17 protein-coding genes and 1 other RNA gene are annotated in these 18,849 nt (G+C 63.4%); 8 read left to right on the top strand and 10 right to left on the bottom strand.

Features of this window, described 5'->3' with window-relative positions; genetic code table 11:
* Window positions 1-305: 305 nt before the first annotated feature.
* The 3 genes from LGR44_RS10205 to LGR44_RS21955 form a co-directional block, all read right to left on the bottom strand.
* Window positions 306-2,678, bottom strand: coding sequence for a DUF5906 domain-containing protein (locus LGR44_RS10205; protein WP_226739997.1), 2,373 nt, complete (start codon window positions 2,676-2,678; stop codon window positions 306-308).
* Between the two features lie 84 nt (window positions 2,679-2,762).
* The gene (locus tag LGR44_RS10210) at window positions 2,763-3,062 is read right to left on the bottom strand and encodes a helix-turn-helix transcriptional regulator (RefSeq protein ID WP_226739999.1); all 300 of its coding nucleotides are present in this window, start codon (window positions 3,060-3,062) and stop codon (window positions 2,763-2,765) included.
* A 222-nt stretch (window positions 3,063-3,284) separates the two neighbouring features.
* Window positions 3,285-4,715 carry a tyrosine-type recombinase/integrase gene (locus LGR44_RS21955; protein WP_226740001.1) on the bottom strand — a complete coding sequence of 477 codons (1,431 nt, stop codon included), beginning with the start codon at window positions 4,713-4,715 and terminating at the stop codon, window positions 3,285-3,287.
* Between the two features lie 550 nt (window positions 4,716-5,265).
* Here LGR44_RS21955 and LGR44_RS10220 point away from each other — a divergent pair.
* From LGR44_RS10220 to LGR44_RS10235, 4 genes are all read left to right on the top strand, one after another.
* A complete protein-coding gene (locus tag LGR44_RS10220; protein ID WP_226740003.1) occupies window positions 5,266-5,475 on the top strand; it encodes a cold-shock protein in 210 nt (69 codons plus the stop codon).
* Between the two features lie 110 nt (window positions 5,476-5,585).
* Entirely contained in the window at window positions 5,586-5,777 is a 192-nt protein-coding gene (locus LGR44_RS10225; RefSeq protein ID WP_226740005.1) for a hypothetical protein, read from the top strand.
* Window positions 5,774-6,142: a DUF6481 family protein gene (locus LGR44_RS10230; RefSeq protein WP_226740007.1), complete on the top strand. Its 369-nt coding sequence runs from the start codon at window positions 5,774-5,776 to the stop codon at window positions 6,140-6,142. Before LGR44_RS10225 ends, LGR44_RS10230 begins: the two co-directional genes overlap by 4 nt.
* A 172-nt stretch (window positions 6,143-6,314) precedes the next feature.
* Window positions 6,315-7,016 (top strand): lysophospholipid acyltransferase family protein, encoded by a 702-nt coding sequence (locus tag LGR44_RS10235; protein ID WP_226740009.1) that lies wholly within the window; start codon window positions 6,315-6,317, stop codon window positions 7,014-7,016.
* A 60-nt stretch (window positions 7,017-7,076) separates the two neighbouring features.
* Here the strand turns inward: LGR44_RS10235 and LGR44_RS10240 are convergent, their stop codons facing one another.
* Window positions 7,077-8,240 (bottom strand): sodium:calcium antiporter, encoded by a 1,164-nt coding sequence (locus LGR44_RS10240; protein WP_226740011.1) that lies wholly within the window; start codon window positions 8,238-8,240, stop codon window positions 7,077-7,079.
* 233 nt (window positions 8,241-8,473) lie between these two features.
* Window positions 8,474-9,025: a hypothetical protein gene (locus LGR44_RS10245; protein WP_226740013.1), complete on the bottom strand. Its 552-nt coding sequence runs from the start codon at window positions 9,023-9,025 to the stop codon at window positions 8,474-8,476.
* 174 nt (window positions 9,026-9,199) lie between these two features.
* Here LGR44_RS10245 and LGR44_RS10250 point away from each other — a divergent pair, with 174 nt between their 5' ends.
* Window positions 9,200-9,865, top strand: a complete 666-nt coding sequence (locus tag LGR44_RS10250; RefSeq protein ID WP_226740014.1) for a metallophosphoesterase family protein — start codon at window positions 9,200-9,202, stop codon at window positions 9,863-9,865.
* A gap of 31 nt (window positions 9,866-9,896) precedes the next feature.
* Here LGR44_RS10250 and ssrA read toward each other — a convergent pair.
* Both ssrA and LGR44_RS10260 read right to left on the bottom strand, forming a co-directional pair.
* Window positions 9,897-10,226: a transfer-messenger RNA gene (gene ssrA, locus LGR44_RS10255) on the bottom strand.
* A gap of 82 nt (window positions 10,227-10,308) precedes the next feature.
* A complete protein-coding gene (locus LGR44_RS10260; RefSeq protein WP_226740016.1) occupies window positions 10,309-11,991 on the bottom strand; it encodes a methyl-accepting chemotaxis protein in 1,683 nt (560 codons plus the stop codon).
* A gap of 44 nt (window positions 11,992-12,035) precedes the next feature.
* On the opposite strand from LGR44_RS10260, the gene LGR44_RS10265 reads away from it, so the two are divergent.
* Window positions 12,036-12,335 (top strand): hypothetical protein, encoded by a 300-nt coding sequence (locus LGR44_RS10265; RefSeq protein WP_226740018.1) that lies wholly within the window; start codon window positions 12,036-12,038, stop codon window positions 12,333-12,335.
* A 360-nt stretch (window positions 12,336-12,695) separates the two neighbouring features.
* Complete coding sequence (locus LGR44_RS10270) at window positions 12,696-13,004, top strand: hypothetical protein (protein WP_226740020.1); 309 nt, start codon at window positions 12,696-12,698, stop codon at window positions 13,002-13,004.
* A 266-nt stretch (window positions 13,005-13,270) separates the two neighbouring features.
* Here the strand turns inward: LGR44_RS10270 and LGR44_RS10275 are convergent, their stop codons facing one another.
* The 3 genes from LGR44_RS10275 to LGR44_RS10285 all read right to left on the bottom strand — a co-directional run bounded on the left by LGR44_RS10275 (window position 13,271) and on the right by LGR44_RS10285 (window position 17,363).
* The gene (locus LGR44_RS10275) at window positions 13,271-14,569 is read right to left on the bottom strand and encodes an NAD(P)/FAD-dependent oxidoreductase (RefSeq protein ID WP_226740022.1); all 1,299 of its coding nucleotides are present in this window, start codon (window positions 14,567-14,569) and stop codon (window positions 13,271-13,273) included.
* A 72-nt stretch (window positions 14,570-14,641) separates the two neighbouring features.
* Window positions 14,642-16,762: an adenylate/guanylate cyclase domain-containing protein gene (locus tag LGR44_RS21960; RefSeq protein WP_226740024.1), complete on the bottom strand. Its 2,121-nt coding sequence runs from the start codon at window positions 16,760-16,762 to the stop codon at window positions 14,642-14,644.
* 88 nt (window positions 16,763-16,850) lie between these two features.
* A complete protein-coding gene (locus LGR44_RS10285) occupies window positions 16,851-17,363 on the bottom strand; it encodes a GAF domain-containing protein (RefSeq protein WP_226740026.1) in 513 nt (170 codons plus the stop codon).
* A gap of 141 nt (window positions 17,364-17,504) precedes the next feature.
* Between LGR44_RS10285 and hemN the strand changes: the two genes are divergently transcribed.
* Window positions 17,505-18,842 (top strand): oxygen-independent coproporphyrinogen III oxidase, encoded by a 1,338-nt coding sequence (gene hemN, locus LGR44_RS10290; protein WP_226740029.1) that lies wholly within the window; start codon window positions 17,505-17,507, stop codon window positions 18,840-18,842.
* The last annotated feature ends 7 nt before the right edge of the window (window positions 18,843-18,849 follow it).

The raw sequence follows: 18,849 nt of genomic DNA on the forward strand, positions 1-18,849 counted from the left end.
TTCGTTAACCACATGGCTAGTAGCCAGTCGGTTCCGCTCCGCACACGCCCACACCAGCCCGGAGAAGACCACGGCCAAGACGGCCACCCGGAAGATCGGGGAGCCATCGAGCCTCAGGGCCAGAGCCAGAGCGTTACGGCGCGTTCCAGTTCCAGTCGCAGTCCACAAATCCGGATCTTTTAGGATTTTACGAAGGAGGAAGCTCCCTCTCGACAAGATCTCAAAAGATACAATTTTATGGGTTTTCACTGGAACTGGAACGCCGACTGGAACGCGGTTTCCTAGGATCATTGAGCGCAGTTCCATCACATCGCCTCCTTGAAGATATCGGCCAGAGCATTGGCATCCTTGAAGATACCTTCCTTCTCCAGATCGCCGTTGAACTCTCGGCCTGAGATATCGAAGTTGGCTACAAGCTTTCGCTTCTCTCCGAAGACCCTCATGGGCTTATCGCCACGAGACATGCCGGCCATCTTAAGCTCGCGGGCAATCGTCTCCGGGCTTTCTAACCTCGGATCATTGGAGCGATTGAGGCGGCCACCTATGAAGGTCCGCACTTCATGGGTGGTAGTGAGGATGCGCTCGCCGGTCGCCTTGAACCGCTCGATCAGGCAGAAAGCGAGATCCGCCGCGAGTTGCTGGCCTTCGGTCTTCGTCGCTGCGATCACTGCCTGTTTCGAGGCGCTATCCGGAGCGCGGTCGGCAGGACTGACCGGCTCGTGGTCTTTCAGGAACTCGATGAACCAGCGATAGATAATCGAGAGGCCACCGTTGTTGAGCCATGCGTTGAACTTGACCCAATACTCCTTCGGCTTCGTCTCCTCAGTCACCCTAGGGATGAGCCAGCGCCGGTCGCCGTCTTCGATCTTCAAGGCCCGCAGCGAGTTTGAGCAAGCGAAAACGTGCGCGAAGTTGCTGAGATCGTAGGAAGACTTGTACTTCTCTTCCACGCGAGTGTTGTTGTCACTGATAACGCTCTTGAGCTTGTCGTAAGCCTTCGAGCTTCTGCCCTCATAGATCTCGTTACAGATCACGAGCCGCTTGTGTGCCTGCCAGCCGTTATAGGCGCTATTGACCATCTGGCTCGCGCTAGGCGTTGAGGTGTTGTGTGCTCCGATCAGCGGCCTCAAGATCTTCTCGGCCAGCGTCGTCTTGCCCACACCCTGCTCCTCGCTGATCATGAGAACCGCATAGGTCATGTGGATCTCCGGATGCACGACCAGCGTTGCGCACCAGCGAAGAAGCTCGATCCGGTCCCGTTCATTGGGGATCAGATGCTCCATAAATTCGATGAACGGATCCGCTTCGCCTTCCTTCAACTTCTCCCTCGGTTTGATCGCAGACGGTTTGAAAGTGTTAAACTTCCGTTCACCATCTACGCGCACAACGCCGGTCTTTTCGCCCGGCTCATAGGCAAGACCATCGACCCGCTGCGAAAGCTCGCGCATCAGCAGATCAGCCGTTTTCGCCACATCGCTGAACGGTCGCACAGCAGCGTTGAACTCATCCTCGCTGTAGATCCTCCCAGGATTGGAGCGATGGACAAAGAGTTTGCTGGGCGTCCAGTACCAATCCTTTGAGAACTCTCCCCGGATCCCAAAGGCTGGCCGGTTTGTGGATGGATTAATCACCTGATAGGTGGCCCATGTCGCATCTATCTCCAGATCCCTCATCGAAGGTCCGGTGTAGATCGTCTCTCCAGCGACCGTCTTGAACATCTCCTTCGGGAACTCATCAGCGAGATCGAAGGCTTCCGGAAAATCGTCGTTGAAGACGACTGCCCGCATCGAGCGCTTTATGAGCTTCGAGATCTTTGGAGCCGCGTCCATCCCCGGCTTGTCGTTGTCGCAAACCATGATGACAATCGCGTCGGACGGAAGAGGCGACCAATCGGTGCGGTGCGGGTTGAGAGCGCCCCCAATCCAACCCACATGGGCGAGGTTTTCGAGATCCGAAGCCCATGGATGCGCAGCGCGAGCCTCCCATGCCTCGCGGCTATTCTCGTTGAACATCCAGTTCAGGCGATCTCCGGCCTTTGCTCCTTCGTGAAGCATGATCCAGCGGGGATTTCCGCGCAGCCGGTCCAGACCGAAAAGCGGAAGCTCGCCATCGGGCTCCATGTTGCGCCATTCGCCGTCATCCCAGAACGTCCAGGGCACATAAGCCTTTCCGCTCTCGGTCTCGATGCGCTGTTGGACCATCAGGACCATCTTGCCGCTCTTATCATAGGCCGGATAGGTGTCGGCATCCTTCGGAATTTTCTTGCCGAGAAGAATGCTCTCATACTGCGCTTGCGTCGCCGGAACGGATTTCGGAAACGTGTCCGCAGTCATCGCGGTGCGGATCGCAGCAAGCTCCGGCTCCGTGGGCTTGTAGTCATCGTTAGAGCAAGTAACTTCTAACTGCCCGTTTTTCCATGCGAGCGTAATTAGAGCACGCTCTGTGTGATAACGGCCGTCATATTCCCTAACTACAAACCGCTTGAAGTTAAGTTGCTCGGCTCCGATCCGGTCGATGTAAAGGGCGAGAGCGGGAATTGAGCGATAGTTGACGGTAGTTGCAATCTGCTGGCTTGCATCGCTCACCTTCTCCAGCTTTACAACGACTGAAGCATCATTACCAGCTTGATTGATTTCTGTTTCGGTATTCGACTTGATTTTCAAACTAGAACGGGACATATTACTTATCCGTTGGATAGAAGATTTCGCTCTAGGCCGGTTGGGGTATGGCGCTCTGACCGGCCTTCTTTTTCAGGCGTTCGGTCAGGCTGCTTCCCGCGTCTTCAGACGCGCATCGATGAAGGCTTCGATATCCTTCAGACGATAACCGACCGACATTGGGCCGATCTCGACACGCGGCGGGAACTCTCCGCGCGCCTCAAGCTCTCGGATGGTCTTTGTAGTGGTGGCGAGAAGTTCCGCGACTTCGAGCGGCTTAAGTAACGTGTGGCCGGATAGCTCACGGACCACACTGCGGATTTGGGCTTGGCGAACTTTCTGGGCTTCGCGCTTCGCGAGCCATTCCTGAAGCTCAGCCCCTTCGCGTTTCTTGCGCGCAGGCATAGGATCATCCTCACTCAGTTATGAGCATTTCGGGATGACGGGCGCTGGGCTTTAGACCGGAATTTGGATATGGGGCCGGTGAACCACGTCCCTAACTCGTCGAGTTAGTTGGCTGCCTTTAAGCAACCGAGAACAAACGTAAGTGACCGATCCCATTCAGGCAATAGGGGAAATTCGATCACTCACGACACTTCAAATAGCCGAATAGATCGAAAACCGTTTTCATGCACATTTCGCGAAAACTACCACATTCTCGTCTGCGTCCGTCTCGCCCACGATCCGCATCAGCTTCCGCGCCCACCAGTCCAGCACCTCCCGCTTCCGCAGGCGATAGCGCCGCTGAATGTCGCCGTGGTCATAGTGGCCAGTCACGCCAGCCGTGATTTCGTGGTTCACCACAGCCTGGAGAACATCGAGCGGCGCGGAATAGACGATCTCACCCTCGGCATTCTCCTCGCCGTCCCGAACGCGAGTGATGAATGTGTGCCGGAGATCGTGGATGCGCCATGTGATCGCTTCCGTCTGGGCGATCTTCTCTAGCGCCTCGGCCTTCCGCTCGACCGTCTCAGAGCGAAGAGCGCCCCTGGCACTCACCGCTCGCTTCTCGGCCTTCGTCAGGCCAGCAATCTCGGCTTGAACGGCCCTATCGATCTTAGGCTTCACCTTCGACCACCCGCTGATGGGCGTATCTCCGATGTCAGAGGGAAAGACGTAACCCGACACGAAGCCGGTCGCCTCGTAAGCCGCCCTCGCCTCCTTGAGCACCGCGATAGCAGCATCGCTCAATGGCACCTCGTGGTCACCGGCACGGTTCTTCACCCGCTCCGCAGGGATAGTGAGGATCTTGCGGCTCCAGTCGATCTCCGACCACCGCGCATGGCTGATCTCGTTCCGCCGCTGACCGGTAAGCATCAGCAGCCGGAGGGCATGGCCGAATGGGTAGCCGTATTCACCCGCTGCGCCCCAAAGCGCCCTTAGATCCTCGTCCGTGAGCGCCCGCGCCCTTGTCACGGACGGTTGGCGCTTCGTCATCCCGGCTGTCGGAGGGGTGCCTGAGAAGAGCGCCCGTCCCGCCGCGAACTTGAACACAGACCGGACAACCTTGAGCGTTTCGTCCACCGGCCCACCAGCTTTCTCGATCCGGGATAGGACGCGAGCCACATCCTCCCGCGTGATCTCATGGAGGGTCTTCCTGCCGAGATCCGGCAGGACCAGCCGCGTCAGCATCGACATTCGAGACTTGGCCGTGGACTTCGTGACTGGCCGCTTCCGGCCTCCGATCAGCTTCCCCTCGTCCATGGCCGCGCCGTAGAGTTCTACTATTGCGTTCAGGGATCCGGTTTCCCGTTCGATGGCCTCTTGCTCGGCTTGCCTCCGGGGATCCTCGCCGGATCGGACGGCCTCCATGATCTCCCGGCAACGGGCGCGGGCCTGATCCACCCCCACCCCCGGCCAGGAGCCGATGTTCATCTTAACCCGAGTGGTGCGCTTCCCGGTCCCATCCGGCAGACGGAAGATCACGGTCCAGGTCTTATTGCCTGTCTCGGACACGAAGAGGAACAGCCCCTTTTCTACGTCCGAGATCTCTCGCCGCCCGGAGCCGGGACGGGTGAGGCGTTTCAGGGCTGCTTCGGTAAGGGTAACTTTTGGCACGGGGTGCTTCTCCGGGTGCTTGCCAAGGGGTCTTTTAGGGGTCTTTTTCGCATTCCTTGAGGGTTTGCGGACGTTCGCCCTTATCTCAAATGATACATTGTATCATAAGAAAAGACAAGCAATTTGAAGCACTTGGCGGCTGGAGAAGTTCGTCACCGTTCCTGTAGGTTTATCGTGCGCCTCGCCTTGGTAAGGGAGAGGTCGAGAGTTCGATCCTCTCTGGCAGCACCAGCCAAGCCCTTTGGAACATAGAGGGCCGCGGGTTCGAGGCTTGGCCCACCCGCCCTGGCATGTTCGATGAAGGGAGCTTTCTCGCAGGCCGGAATATCTCCCCTATGCGGGACTTGCCGCTTCGCCTGCGCTTGTAATCACGAACAAACTGCCTATATCAAATTCATCGACATTTTGGCCGGACAATCGAGCCGTTTCGCCTTGGCATGCCGGGCGCACGTTTAGACACTCTTCCCAAACATCGACGAGCCCGAGTTGGAGGTCGTGCCTTCGCACGCCCCCGAACTCACGTGCACTCACGCATATCGAGGATATCCCCATGAATACGGGCACCGTAAAATTCTACAACGATCAAAAAGGCTTCGGCTTCATTCAGCCTGACAACGGCCAGAGCGACGTTTTCGTCCATGCCACCGCCCTCGAGCGTGCCGGCATCCGCGGTCTGGTCGAGGGCCAGAAGGTCGCCTTCGATACCGCCGAGGATCGCCGCAGCGGCAAGATCGCCGTCAATAAGATCGAGATGGCATAAAACCATCTCGTCCGGCGCAGGCGAAACCGCGCTGACCTATTGGAGCCGCTCCGCAGTGGAGCGGCTTTTTCTTTGCTGTCGTGGCGCGTCCACGCACAGGAGAACGAGCAATGTCCCACAAGTACAAGATCCGCCAGATGGTACGCCTCGTGCGCGCCCCGCTTTCAGACAGCCGCGCCAGCGGTAGCGGCATTTACGAAGTCGTACGACTCATGCCTGCCGACGAGACCGGTGAGGTTTCGTACCGGATCCGATCAGCGGCAACAGAGCGCGCTGTGCGCGAGAGCGAGATCAAGGCATGAGCGGATTTCGCGACAAGGGCTTTGGCGACCGGCTGAGCACCGCCGAAAGCGCCAGAAAAGCGATGCAGCAGCGCTTCCAGTCGAAGGCCGCCATGGACGATCCAGCCCTTGCCGAGCGCAAAGCGGCTCGACAGGCCGTCAGTGCCGCACGTGAGGTGCGACTGGCCGAACGGGAGGCCGCCAAGCTCGCCGACAAAGCGCGTGAAGCTGCGGAGCGGGAGGCTCGCGAGACCACCGAGCGCAACCTGCGGCTCGAGGAGCAGGCGCGTGAAACTCTGGAGCGAGAAGAGCGTCAGGTTGCGCTGGAGATAGAACAAAAAGCCGCCAGAGACGCCCGTTACGCCGCCAGAAAAGCACGCCGGTGACCGACAGCGGCGGCATTTGGCATCAACATCGAGGAAGCGGCAGGTGCTTGAAGGAATAGAGCGGATCAGCAGTGCGGCGCACACTCAGGCCCATCGTGGCGCTTCGGATGGACAGACAGGCCAGGGATCGCCTGGCGTCGTGTTGAACGCGCATCCAGGATCCCTGATCTGGTTGCGGTCCAAGCTCTTCGACCTTCTCCTTGCGATCTGGACGGCCCTGTTCGGGCTTGCCGTGCCAGTGCTGTGGCTCTGCGGTTCGCCCAACTCTGCCATTCGATCTGCAACCCGGCTCTGGGTGCGCGGCGCGCTGTTCGGGCTCAAACACGTCGTGGGCCTGCGACACATCGAAAAGGGCCGTCAGCACGTTCCGGACGAACCGTGCCTGATCGTCGCGAACCACCAGTCGACATGGGAGACATTGGCGTCGTTGCTGCTGTTTCCGGATGTCGCCGTTGTGGCGAAGCAGGAGCTGCTCGCGATCCCCGTGTTCGGCTGGTATCTGCGCCGCTCGCCCATGATCGTCATCGACCGCGAGACCGGCCCCAAAGCTCTGCGGGAAATGATCCAGCAGAGCCAAGCCGCTCTGTCGGAAGGACGTTTCGTGCTCGTTTTTCCAGAAGGCACCCGGCGGCAGGTCACGGACAAGGTCGAATTCAAGCGTGGCGCAGAGCTTCTCTATGCCAGGCTTGGAGTGCCAGTGCTGCCGATGGCGCTGAACTCCGGGCATTTTTGGAGCCCCGGCAGTACCTGCAAGCGCAGCGGAACCATAACGGTCACATATGGCGAGCTCATTCCGGCTGGATTGCCGAGTGCCGAATTCTCCCGGAAAGCGGAGGAAATCCTCGAGGCCGGGAAAGACCCCTTCCTGCGCTGAGACGGTGGAAGGCCTTTCGACGATCCCATCGCGTGAGCTGCATCGGCGAAGGGGCGGAGTTTACGGAGGTGCGGCAGGCTCGGTCTTGCCGCTGTCCGGCTCTCGCGCGCTCTGGCTTGCCTGCTGCCCCTGCTTCGCCGTCGCCGACTGGTCGGTCAGCGTGTAGAGCAGCCCTAGTCCGGCCCCGAAGATGGCCAATACGGCCGCAGCATCGTAGCCCAGCCGAAAGATCGTCCTGTCCCTGCGCTCCAGAAGTCCGAGCACGAAGATCCCGGTCAGGATCAGTGCCAGCACGGCGGCAACGGCCTCGAACGTGTCGGCGATTTCGAGGGCGGGATCGCCGCTATAGGTCAGATCCGTGAGGAACAGGAGGGAGATGTTGAACAGGTTGGTGCCGAAGATGTCTCCCACGGCCATCTCGTAGCGCCTGATGCGGACCGCCGCGACGATGGAGCTCAGCTCCGGCAGCGAGGTGGCGAGACCGACCAGCACGAGCCCGACGAGGCTTGCGCCGATGCCGGTCTTCTGGGAAATCGCGTCGGCCGATTGGGAGAGCAGAAAACCCGATACCAGGATGATTGCGGCGGCAATCACGGTCCTGATGACGAGGGATCTCAGGGATGGCTTGTCCTCCTCCTTTCCGCCCGCCTGCTTGTTGCTCTCGCTGCTCCGGGTGCGCGAAGCACCGTCTTCGACCTTCCCGTCGACAGCCTCCCAGACATGACGCCGGTCGTAGCGGGACGAGAGCCAGAGCGCCCCGATGCACAGGATGATGAGCAGGCTGGACCATGCTCCGACAGGCCCGAGCGCAACTTCGCCGGCGATGATGGCGACCGTGACGACCCCCATCAGGATCATGCCGAGCACGCCCTGCAGCAGGGATCCCGGGTTGGCGGCCACCGAGGTGAGTGCGCTGCGGCCGAAGATGGCGTCCGCGATGGCGAGGAGCACGAGGTTGATCGACGAGGTGCCCAGCAGGTTGTTGATCGCAAGCGGGGCATTGCCCGTGAACGAGGCGGTCGTCGTCGTCGCTATCTCCGGCAGCGAGGTGATGCCGCCGAGAAGCAGCATGCCGGCGAAGCCCTTGCCTATTTTCGCCTGATCCGAAATGCCGTCGATGTAGCCCGCCAGGCGTGACCCGGCGGCCCACACGCAGCCGCCGCTGACGAGGAAGATCGCCACGTTGATCCAGAGGGACCATTCGCTGAAATTCAGGAAAGCCATCCCTGGAAACCTAAGGCAGGTTTTTCGGTTCCAAGAGGGAAGCACCGACTCTCCCCAGGCGTCGCGGGTGCGATATCGGCACTCCCGGGCCCTGGATCGGGCATCGTGAAGGAACCCTGGCGGATCGGCGGAGCAACCCTCAGCCGGCTAGGCGCCGCCAGGATGGCCGCGCCTTCCGTTATGGCTGACCCCGGGCAGGTTGCCGTCGGGGTCCTGATTCGCTTTCCTCATGCTCAATCGAGCACTTGGCAGACCTTCGGAACGCCCGGCGCCGGATCGCCGAAGGCCCTGTTGTTGCAGGGGATGCCGTCGCGGGACACCCGTTCGACGAAACGACGGCCGGCCCCGTACCGGACCCGCCTGGTCCCCCTGAAGTCGCAGAAGTCGTTCTCGCGGGCGCAGAACTGCCAGGCCGCCGCCCTGTCGTCGCGCCAGTCGGGACCGCGGAAATCCCGGCGGGGCCTGTCGAAGTCCGGACCCGGCCTGCTGCGATCCGGCCCCCAACCGCCATCCCGGTCGAACCTGCGCTCGATGTAGGCGCAGCGCTTGGGAATGCCGGGGGCAGGATCGCCGAACACCTCGTTGGAGCAGGGAATGCCGCGTCCGCCGACCTCGCGCGCCGTGGTGCGGCCGGGAATGCCGTACACGACCCGGGTCGGATAAGGCACCCGGCAGAACCCGCCCTCGGGCGCGCAGGGCACCAGCCCCTGGGCCACGGCGCTCGTCGGCATGACGGTGAATGCTGCACCGACGGCGAGTGCCGCCGCAACGACTGTGCGAAGCATGATCTTTCCTCCAGAAACATGCGCAGGTTACGCCGGACTGGATTAACAGCGACATAATATATCAGGCGGCCGTCGTTCAGGGAGAGCCGAGGCCGCCCTTCGAACACGCCGTCCGGCGAGATGCGCGGGAGCCCCTCCCCTGCGCCCCGGCGATTGTCGAACTATAATGCTCCCATGCTGACCTACGCCATCGGTGACATCCACGGGCGGCACGACCTGCTCCAACGGCTCCTGGGCAAGATCCGCGAGCATGCGGAGGGCCGGCCCCACAGGCTCGTCTTCCTGGGCGACTACATCGACCGCGGCCCGGACAGCGCTGCGGTCATCGCGACGGTTCGGGCGTTGCAGGGCGGGTCTCCGGACAAGGTCATCTGTCTCATGGGCAACCACGAGGACATGCTGTTGAAGGCCATCGGGGACCCGACCGGGACCTTCTGGTGGGTCCGCAACGGCGGCGACGCCGCCCTGGCGTCCTTCGGCGTCCGGAGCCCAGCCGCCATCCCGGGCGACCTGCTGGAATGGATAGGCTCCCTGCCGACCTCGTTCGAGGACGAGAAGCACTATTATGTCCACGCGGGCCTCCGGCCGGGCAGGCCCCTCGAGAGACAATCGGACGAAGACAGGCTCTGGATCCGGGGCCCCTTCCTCGAGGTCGATTACGATTTCGGAAAACACGTGGTTCACGGCCACACGCCGTTGGTGACGGACCGGCCGGATATACGCCGCTATCGAACGAACCTGGATACCGGAGCCGTGTTCAGGGGAGTGCTGACGGCCGGCGTCTTCACGGCCGAACAGGGGCCGCCGATCGGCCATATCAGCGCGTCTTCACAGCTCTGAAAGGGGAGCCGAAAATGGGAACGGCACCCGAAGGTGCCGTTTCTGTTGCTAGGCTTTCCCGAGCCCCGGATGGTTACGCCGCGAGGCGAACCGCACCCATGTCAACGTTGTCGTTGGCATTTGTGAATGTGCACTATCAAGGCCGTAGCTCAGCCTAACCGCAGCCCTGTCTTTATTGCGCCCAGTCGAACCCAAGTCGCCCCCCTCAGAAACAGACCAGGCTTCCCTCGTCTGCTCGTGGTGGAGGCGGCGGGAATTGAACCCGCGTCCTAAACGCCTATGCCACAAAGCCTCTACGGTCATAGCCGGGTCGAAACCCGACAAACCCCATATAGGAAATCGAAGCCCCGAACGCCAGTCCCACATGGCCTGCGGGGAGCGCAACCCCGCAGTGCCGCGGCCTTGACCGCCGCACCGACGGGATTGCGTCTCTTCGGCTCTCCTCAGGCCGCCTTGACGCTGGCAAGGAAGGCCTGAACCTCCTGGCTCAGATCGTTCGAGTGGCGTGCCAGTTCCTGGGCGGCATCGAGCACCTGCGACGCCGCCGCGCCGGTCTGGCCGGCTCCCTGCTGCACATCGACGATGTTGCCGCTGACGGCCTCGGTGCCGCGGGCTGCCTCCTGCACGTTGCGGGCGATCTCGCTGGTGGCCGCGCCCTGCTGCTCGATGGCCGCCGCAATCGCGGTCGAGACGCTCGACATCTCCCCGATCGTGCTGCCGACGCTCTGGATGGCGCTCACGGCCTCCTGCGTGACCTGCTGGATCTCGGCGATCTGGGCGCTGATCTCCTCCGTCGCCTTCGTGGTCTGGCCGGCCAGTTCCTTGACCTCGGAGGCGACGACCGCAAAGCCCTTGCCGGCCTCGCCGGCCCGGGCAGCCTCGATGGTGGCGTTGAGCGCGAGCAGGTTGGTCTGTGCCGCGATGGTGTTGATGAGGGCCACGACGCTGCCGATGCGCTCCGCCGTGGTGACGAGGGCCTGCACGGTCGCGTCCGTGCGCCTGGCCCCCTCGACGGCGGTGCCGGCGATCTGGGTCGAGTGCGCCACCTGGGCCGCGATCTCGCGGGTGGAGATGGACAGCTCCTCGGTCGCGGCCGCCACGGTCTGAACGTTGGCGGCCGTCTTCTCGGCCGCGCTGGCGACGGATGTCGATTGATGGTTCGTCTGCTCGGCGGTCGCCGCCATGGTCTGGGCCGTCGCCTCCATTCTCAGGGCGGCGGTGGACAGGCCCTGGGTGAGAGCCGACACGTTCGCCTCGAAACGCTTGGCGATCTCATCCAGGCGCTGAGCGCGGCGGGCCTTGGCATCGGCCTCGAGAGCGGCAGCTTCCTCGGCCTCGTCCTTGGCGATCAGGACGCCCTTGAACACCTGGACCGCATGAGCCATCTCGCCCAGCTCGTCGGCGCGGTTCTGGGCCGGCACGTCGACCTGCTTGTCGCCTTCGGCGAGGGCGCGCATCGCCTGGCTGAGGGCCAGGATCGGGCGCGTCACGCCTCGGCCGATCAGCGCCGCGACGCCTGCGATGACGAGAACGATCAGGGCGACGCCAGCCATCAGCTTCATGGCGGTGTCCCAGACCTTGGCGGCCGTGTCGTCCGTATAGACGCCCGAGCCGATGATCCACCCCCAGGGCTGGAAGCCCTTCACGTAGGAAATCTTGCCGACGGGCTGCTCCGCGCCGGGCTTGGGCCAGAGATAGGGGACGAAACCTGCTCCACTCTGCTTCACCGTGTCCACGAAGGCCACGAAGAGCCGCTTTCCGGTCGGGTCCTTGTTCTCGGTCATGTCCTGACCTTCGAGCTCGGGCTTGATCGGGTGCATCAGCATGCGCGGATGCATGTCGTTGATCCAGAAATACTCCTGCTTGTCGTAACGCAGGCCTCTCACGGCGTGCATGGCCGCCTTCTGGGCGTCCGCGCGGCTCATGCGGCCGGCGCGCTCCTCGGCCTCGTAGTACGACAGGATGCCGTAGGCGGCCTCGACCACATGATGGGTCTTCACGGCCTGGGCCGAGACGATCTCCTCGCGGAGCTGATAGAGCGAAAGGCCGATGATCGCGGCGATGCCGATCAGGGCCGTCAGGGTGATTGAATGGATCTTCGTCGTGATCCCGAGCTTCAGGCGCATAGCTTCCTCGTTTTTTCCGGCTTTGTATTGGGGAGCGATGGCCCGTGGACGATATTGCCAAGCTTCGAGGACGGCCTCCTGCGCGGATGCCCGAACGGCCAAGGCGGCCGATGGGCATTCAGGTCGTAACGGAAGCCTTTCCGAAACAGAGTATCGCCTATGAACCACAGATCCCTCTGGAGACGAGGAACTTCAGCATAACTCGGTTAAACTTTGATTATTGCTTTCATTTCCCAAGTGTTGTTCCGCGGCATGGAGCAAGAGAAACGACAAACGCCTCGTTTCATCTGTCAGACAGCAGCGTCAACTTGGCAAAAGATCCAGATTTTATCATCTCGTCTTAACGACAGTTTACGTTCCGTCATGCCTGGCGGCACTCCTGCGGGGAGAGCCGGGATGTTCCGGGAGGCAAAACCTCCGTACGGTCGGCCGCGGCACCCCGTTATTTCCACAACGCGGACGAGACTCGGGCCAGCTACGCCATTAAATTAACATAGAAGTCGGACGACCTGTCTCGACGTGGGCCGGAACCGAGGATCGCCTGTCGACCGCGAGGGCAGCATCACCGCGACGGAACGCCGTTTGACGCCGACACTCTTGCGCAGCCTTAACCTTCCGAGAAGGTTTGGCTTCGCGCCGGGGTCAAAGTCGAGGAGACTAGTCAGTCAGTAAAGCCTCACCGGTCCGTGAGGAGGGTACCCGAGATGAAAGAATTCGACGAGGAATACGCCAAGCGGGTCCGCGAGGGCTGCTTCAAGGCTATCCTGGATGCGTCGATCAAGGACGGAAAACTCGAACTGAGCGAGCGGGAGATCTATGACGGCGTCATGAGCGCCATCGCGATGATCCACTCGTCGCAGGACGAGACGCCGACCCCCGAAACGACGGCCCGCGTGTCCGAGGCGATTGCGCTGCACTTCCGCGAGAGGGTCAAGCAGCTGAAAGCCGTGAAGGAGCAGGTCGACGCCCCTCCCTTCCCGCTCGAATCCAGCAAGAAAGAGAACATGCACTGACCCCGCACGAGAAGCGGCATTCGGGGGCCTTGAAGGCCCATCCCCCGCAAGGAGAGAACCAAACCCAAGCTTAAGCGTTGTTCTGCCCGTCCCTGTTCAAGCCTGAGAGGAACTTGATGGATGAGCCGAAGCGACGCCACCCGGCCAGCGACCCGCTGGCGCGCATCATGGATTGGGTCGGCTTGTCCGTCGGCTTAGGCTTCCTCTGGGTTGCCGTATCGGCCGTCAGGCTCTGACGAGCGGGCCGGTCCGCCCGACCCCTTCAGTCAGGAGCCTCGGCGGAAGCGGTATTCCCGGGCCGCATCGGCAGCCTGATAGCCCCAATAGGTCAGTTGCACCGCCGCCCGCCCGAAAAGTCCTCCGTTCCAGGCCAGGCCGAAAGGCTCGAACAAGCGGTAGCGGTCGGTTTCGCCGGCGATGCCCTCGGCGACGACCGTTCCGCCGATGGCGGTCGTGTTCATGCCATGGCCGCCGAAGGCCGTGCAGAACCACACGCCCGGCCGCAGCCGGCCGATCTGCGGCATTAGATGCCGGGCATAGGACATGAGGCCCGACCAGGCCACCTCGACCTTCAGCTCCGCCAATTGCGGATAGGTGCCCACCATCTCGCGCCGGAGCAGGGCGGCGATATCCGCCGGATCGGTCGTCCTCGTGGTGATCCGCCCGCCCCAGAGGATGCGGCTCCCATCGTCGACGAGGCGGTAGTAGTCCCCGGCCCTGCGGTCGTCGAGCACGGCGGCAGAGGTGCGGATGGCGCTGCGGACGAGATCCGGCGCGTGCTCCGTCAGAAGCACGTAGGTGGCGACGGGCAGGAACGCCGTCCGTAATGCCGGCAGAACTCCACCGGTATAGCCGCCGGTGGTGAAGAGCACATGCTCGGCCTCGATCTCCGCGTCCTTCGTGCGCAACATCTTCCTCGGCCCATCGAGCTCCGCCGAGACCACCGCCGAGTTCTCGTGGATCCCTGCCCCCAGCCCGGCAGCGGCGCGGGCCAAGGCGCGCCCGTAGTTCAAGGGGTGGAAATGAAAGGCCCTCCCGTCGAGAAGCCCCTCCTGATACCGGGGAGAAACGAACATCGCCCTGACCTCGTCCCGCGGCAGGTAGCGCTGTTCGAGGCCGAATTCGCGCTCCATCCTGTCCCGGGCGGCCCGCAGGGCCCCGCGCGAATCGTAGCGCAACGCCTTCACGATGCCGGGAACGGGCCTTGCCTCTCCGATGGCGAGGTCCCGGATATGGTCGCTCACGATATCGACGCCTTCGATGGAGAGGCGGTAGAGCGCCTTGGCCTGCTCCGGGCCGACCCGGCGCTCGATGGCGGACAATCCCGTCGCGTATCCGGCCGACACGAAGCCGCCGTTGCGGCCTGAGGCTCCCCACAGGATGCGCTGCGCTTCGAGAACCACGACGGACCGGCCGCTCCGCGCCAGCTTCAGCGCCGCCGTCAGTCCCGCAAGACCGCCGCCGACGATGCAGACGTCGGCTCCGATACGGCCCCGAGCCTGCGGATAGGTCTCGGACGTGGCGAGCGTCCGGCTGTAGTAGCTGTCGATGTAGGAGGAGGTCATGTCTGTGACTGGCAGGAGGCGGAAGGAAGGCGAAAGCTCCGTTCGAGCGGGTGCCCGCCAGGCTTTGGGTTCTCACCCGGTCCGGGACGGCTGGAGACTAGCATGGCAGCGATGCAGATAAACCTGGAAAAGGCGGTCATCGGGCGCGGCGGCAGCCAGGGCCTCGAGCTGCGCCGCCGCCTTCGCCCAGTCGCCGGCCTCGTAGCTGGCCCGCGCCCTCTCCCAATCCTCGAGGGTCCGCAACCGGTCCGGATCGGGCGCCAGTTCGCTTTCGTCGTCTCCCGCAGCGCCGAGAAGCTCGTAGATGATCATCGGGCGGTGCGCCCCCTCCGGCACCGTTCGGTCGACGAAGCGGAACACGTATTCGCCCGCCGTCGCACGCTGGACGTCCTCGCTGACGAGGATCGTCGTGCCGTAGCGCTTGTTCAGCTTCTCGAGCCGGGAAGCCATGTTCACCGTGTGGCCGAGGGCCGTGTAGTTGATCCGGTCGACCGAGCCGACATTGCCGATGACGGCCTCGCCCGTATGCAGGCCGAACCGGGTCTGCATGGGCGCACCGCCTTCGGCGACGAAATCCTCGTTGAGCCGGTCGAGGCGGCGCGCGGCGCGCAGGGCGCCGAGGCAGGCGAGAGCGACGTGATCCTCCCGTTCCTCGGGCGCATTCCAGAACGCCATGATGCTGTCGCCGATATACTTGTCGATAGTGGCTCCCGAACGGACCAGTTCGCCGCCGATCTCGCTGAAATAGCGGGACGTCTTGGCCATCACCTCCTCGGGATCGAGGCCTTCCGCCATGGGCGTGAAGCCGGCCACGTCGGTGAACAGCACGGTGATCGCCTGGCGTTTGCCGCCGAGCTCGGACGACATCTTGCGGCCGATGATGCCGCGCACCAGGGCGTTCGGCACGTAGCGCATGAAGTTGCTCAGGGCGAGTTCGAGCGTGTCGATGGCACGCGAGAGCTCCCTGACCTCCATCACGCGGGATTGCGACCGGCGCGCATGTCCGAATTCGAACTTCATGATCCTGCGGATGTCGTCCGTCGCCAGACGCAGGGGGCGCGCCAGGTAGCGGGCCGCGAGCAGGACGATCAGCAGAGTGACGGCGACGGAAATGCCGGAGATCACGAGAAGCCCGGTGCGGATCCGCTCCGCCGGCCCCATCATGGTGTCGAAGGGAATGGCAAGGCTGATGAACAGGTTGTCGAACCCTTCGCCGACCTGTTCGGTGCGGCTGAAATAGTTCTCGTCGCCGACCGTGAAGGATGCGCTCCGCTCCTTCCGGCCGGGCGCCTCCTGAAAGGTCCGGTACATGCCGCTGAGCAGCGGAGAGCCGAGATCGTCGACCGTGAGGAGCCTGTTGTTCCGGTCGGCCTGGCGGATCATCCGGTACGAGCCTCCGCGCGGATGCGCGATCAGGGTGCCAGCCGCGTCGAAGACGAGAAGTTCCAGATCCGGCGGAAAGCGCAGGCGCTCCAGGTAAAGATCGAGACTGGCGAGGGTCATGTCGATGCCGAAGACGGCGCCGGGTGTCTGCCGCGCCTGCCGCGCCAGCGTCACTCCGGCCTCCGGGACGCTGGCAAAACGGTAGGGAGGCGTGAGGATCACATCGCCGCTGGCCAGGGCGGGCGCATACCAGGGACGCCTCCGGGGATCGAAGGCGGTCGGCCGAGACCCGATCCGCCGCAACTCCCTGCCCTGCGCGTCCACGACGATCCACCGTGCCGACGGCCCATCCGTCGCCGGCTCGACGATCATGAAGACGTAGGCCCCGTCGTGGGATTCCGGGCCGATTTCGGGCGGCCGTGCATCGCTGATCGTCTGCACGACCACATGGCTCCCGTCGCTGCGGCCCAGGAAGACCCCCGTCGCAGCCGGCAGAACCTCATCGAGCTCCTTCAACACTGCGGTCAGGGTCACGACCAGCTGCTCGGAAGGAAGCTCGGGATCGATGGTGATGGAGACGGTATCGAGGACGGAGCCCGCGATCCGGAGACTGCCCGCGAGCTCGTTCCGCACATTGCTGGCGATGCGCTGGAAGTCGTCCTCGGCGTCGCGGATCGTGAGCGCCGTCAGCTGGTGGTGGTTGAACCCGATCAGCGCGGCGGAGATGGCGAGCACGACGAGCGTGAAGACGAGGGCGAGCAAGGCCTGCAGAGACCAGAGGAACGGTTTTCGCTCTGCGCGCTGTTTCACCCTTCATCCCCGGGAGCTTCGATCGCCGCGAAGGCAGGCAGCACCAGTAACACGCCTTTCCCGATCCGAGAAAGTCCGGGCGCCCTTCTCAGAGACCGAAAGAGCCGTCTGCGATATCCGACGCTTCGAGATAGATCTGCACGAGCCTCTCGCAGCCCTCGCGGTCCTCCTCGTCGAACCGGGCCGGGTTCGGGCTGTCCAGATCGAGGACGCCGAGAACCCGGCCATCCTTGACGAGGGGCACGACCAGCTCCGAGCGGGAGGCGCTGTCGCAGGCGATATGGCCCGGGAAGGCGTGAACGTCGGGCACCACGACCGAGGCCTTCCGCTCCACGGCGGTGCCGCAGACCCCGCGTCCCACGGCGATGCGCACGCAGGCGACCTTGCCCTGGAAAGGCCCCAGGACGAGCTCCCCTCCCCGCATGAAGTAGAACCCCGCCCAGTTCAGATCGGGCATGAGATCGTAGAGCAGGGCCGACATGTTGGCCGCATTGGCGATCGCATCGGGCTCGCCGTGGAGCAGGCCGGAGAGCTGCTGGGCGAGGGAGGCGTAGAAGTCCTGCTTGCTGCCGGACACGGGAAGGGCGGTCGGTGTGAACATGGGGCTGATTTATGGGTCCGCCGCCCCCTTGTCCAGGGCCGCGGAGCGCCGGGAATTGATCGTGATCAAGGCTTGCGGGCAGGCGGCGGCTTATGCCGGGTGCCGTCCGGCGTCGCCCCGGTCATGAACAAGAGGCAAGTCATGTCCAACGATCTCGTTCGGCGCTACGGCAGCCTGCCGGTGCCGCGCTACACCTCCTATCCGACGGCCGCCGAGTTCTCGCCGGAGGTCGGGGCATCCGACCACGAGAACTGGCTGCGGCGGCTCGATCTCGGGGAGAGCGTGTCGGTCTATCTCCACGTCCCCTATTGCCGCCAGCTTTGCCATTATTGCGGGTGCCACACCAAGGTGGCGCGGCGGGACGAGGTGGTGCAGCGCTACCGCGAGAGCCTGGAGGCCGAGATCGCGCTCGCGTCCCGGCATCTGCAGGGGCGCCTCCGGGTGGCCCGGCTGCACTGGGGCGGAGGAACGCCGAGCATTCTCGGGCCCGACGGTCTTGCATCCGTCATGGACGTGCTGTCGCGGCACGCCGTGTTCGAGGACGGGTTCGAACATGCCATCGAACTCGACCCGCGCTACGTGGACGAGACGCTGGCGCAGGGGCTTGCCGCCATCGGGGTCAACCGGGCCAGCCTGGGCGTTCAGGACCTCGATGCGCAGGTCCAGGTCGCCATCGGGCGCGTGCAGCCGCTGGAGACGGTCGAGAAAGCGGCCGGGCTGCTGCGCGCTGCCGGAATCGAGCGCCTGAACTTCGACCTGATGTACGGCCTGCCCCACCAGACGGTCGCATCGGTCCGGGCGACCTGCGCCAAGGTTTTGGCCCTTCGGCCCGAGCGCATCGCCTGCTACGGCTATGCCCACATGCCCCGGCGCAAGGCGCAGCAGCGCCTCATCGACGAAGCGGCCCTGCCCGGAGCCGAGGAGCGCTTCCTGCAGTCGCAGGCCGTGGCCGAGGAGTTCACCGGCAACGGTTATGTCGCCATCGGGCTCGATCATTTCGGCCGTCCGGACGACCCTCTCGCCGCCGCCAGCCGCTCAGGGCAGCTCCATCGCAACTTCCAGGGATACACCGACGACGACCGGCCGGTTTTGATCGGCTTCGGCGCCTCGGCCATCTCCCAGCTCCCCGAAGGCTACATTCAGAACGTCGCGGATATCGGCACCTACATGCGCAGCATCGCCGAAGGCAGGCTCGCCTCCGTCCGTGGCTACCGCCTGACCTCGGACGACCGGGCCAGGGGCTCGATCATCGAGACCCTGATGTGCAATTTCCGCGTGGATCTGAGCACTCACGCAGTCCGGGGCGCCTATACGAATGAGCTGGCCCTGTTGCGCCCCCTGGCCGAGGACGGCTTGATCACGCTGGAGGACGAAACCGTCGCCGTGACCGAAGCCGGCCGGCCCTTCGTTCGCCTCGCGGCCTCCGCATTCGACAGGTTCCGCGCTGCCGACGTGGCGCGTTTCAGCCCCGCCGTGTGACGGCTGC

The organism is Microvirga lenta (assembly GCF_020532555.1).
GTDB lineage: Bacteria > Pseudomonadota > Alphaproteobacteria > Rhizobiales > Beijerinckiaceae > Microvirga > Microvirga lenta.

Bases quoted from the DNA above. Each gene is read 5' to 3' on its own strand.
- LGR44_RS10205 (WP_226739997.1), bottom strand. From the start codon at position 2,678: ATGTCCCGTTCTAGTTTGAAAATCAAGTCGAATACCGAAACAGAAATC.
- LGR44_RS10210 (WP_226739999.1), bottom strand. From the start codon at position 3,062: ATGCCTGCGCGCAAGAAACGCGAAGGGGCTGAGCTTCAGGAATGGCTC.
- LGR44_RS10220 (WP_226740003.1), top strand. From the start codon at position 5,266: ATGAATACGGGCACCGTAAAATTCTACAACGATCAAAAAGGCTTCGGC.
- LGR44_RS10225 (WP_226740005.1), top strand. From the start codon at position 5,586: ATGTCCCACAAGTACAAGATCCGCCAGATGGTACGCCTCGTGCGCGCC.
- LGR44_RS10230 (WP_226740007.1), top strand. From the start codon at position 5,774: ATGAGCGGATTTCGCGACAAGGGCTTTGGCGACCGGCTGAGCACCGCC.
- LGR44_RS10240 (WP_226740011.1), bottom strand. From the start codon at position 8,240: ATGGCTTTCCTGAATTTCAGCGAATGGTCCCTCTGGATCAACGTGGCG.
- LGR44_RS10245 (WP_226740013.1), bottom strand. From the start codon at position 9,025: ATGCTTCGCACAGTCGTTGCGGCGGCACTCGCCGTCGGTGCAGCATTC.
- LGR44_RS10250 (WP_226740014.1), top strand. From the start codon at position 9,200: ATGCTGACCTACGCCATCGGTGACATCCACGGGCGGCACGACCTGCTC.
- LGR44_RS10260 (WP_226740016.1), bottom strand. From the start codon at position 11,991: ATGCGCCTGAAGCTCGGGATCACGACGAAGATCCATTCAATCACCCTG.
- LGR44_RS10270 (WP_226740020.1), top strand. From the start codon at position 12,696: ATGAAAGAATTCGACGAGGAATACGCCAAGCGGGTCCGCGAGGGCTGC.
- LGR44_RS10275 (WP_226740022.1), bottom strand. From the start codon at position 14,569: ATGACCTCCTCCTACATCGACAGCTACTACAGCCGGACGCTCGCCACG.
- LGR44_RS10285 (WP_226740026.1), bottom strand. From the start codon at position 17,363: ATGTTCACACCGACCGCCCTTCCCGTGTCCGGCAGCAAGCAGGACTTC.
- hemN (WP_226740029.1), top strand. From the start codon at position 17,505: ATGTCCAACGATCTCGTTCGGCGCTACGGCAGCCTGCCGGTGCCGCGC.